The 835-nt window shown below is 64.7% G+C and carries 1 protein-coding gene; it reads right to left on the bottom strand.

Annotated elements, in window-relative coordinates:
• Positions 1-792: MFS transporter (locus tag EN914_RS36985; RefSeq protein ID WP_164779242.1), on the bottom strand; the 792-nt coding region annotated here is incomplete at its 3' end.
• Between the last annotated feature and the right edge of the window lie 43 nt (positions 793-835).

Below are 835 nucleotides of genomic sequence, written 5' to 3'. Positions count from 1 at the left end.
GCGGCCGCGGAAAAACCGGGTAGCCGCCAGGACGCCTGAAAATCCGGCGTAGGCGAGGCCGGCGACGGCGAGATCGGCGCCGAGCTCCTGGCGCAGATACAGGGCTGCCCAGTCGAGCACCGCGCCCTCGGAGATCATCGCCAGTAACGCCATCAGCCCGATCAGATAAACCAGCGGGTTTGCCGGCAGTGCGAATTTGTGGTGCTCGGCCGCCTGCGGTCTGTCTTCGGCGAGGAGATGGCGAACGGCCACCGCGATCACCGCGAAGGCAAACGCCGTTACCGCCGCCGCGTGGACGAGGTGGCCGTAATGCTGGATGGCAAAGCCGCCGAGGCCGCCACCGGCAAAACCGCCGAGACTCCAGAAGCCGTGCGAAGACGACATGACGGCGCGGGAGAGCCGCCGTTCGACCACCACGGCGTTGGCATTCATGGCAACGTCCATGCCACCGATCGAGCCGCCGAAGATGATCATGGCAACGGCCGCCAAGGGTACGTCGGGCGCCAGCGCCACGACCATGAGACCGAGGCTGCCGCACAGCGCGAACCAACGCAGTACGGTGCGCGAACCATGTCTGGAGATCAAATGGCCACACCAGGTCATCGCGACGACGGCGCCGACCCCAAACAAGAGAATCAGCAGACCGAGCGTGAACTTCGAAATCTCCAGCCGGGTCAGGAACACCGGAATCTGCGGCGCCCAGCTGCCCGTCAGGAAGCCGTTGGCGAGGAAAATGGCCGCGAGCGCCCATCGTCCGCGAATGGCAATCAGCTTGGCAGTTGACGCGTTCATGAGGCGAATCCCGCAAGAAATGGCTTCGCGCGGCAAATTAGAT

The sequence above is a fragment of the Mesorhizobium sp. M7A.F.Ca.CA.001.08.2.1 genome, assembly GCF_003998455.1.
In the GTDB taxonomy this organism is placed as follows: Bacteria; Pseudomonadota; Alphaproteobacteria; order Rhizobiales; family Rhizobiaceae; genus Mesorhizobium; species Mesorhizobium ciceri.
This window is presented reverse-complemented; position numbering and strand designations above follow the sequence as displayed.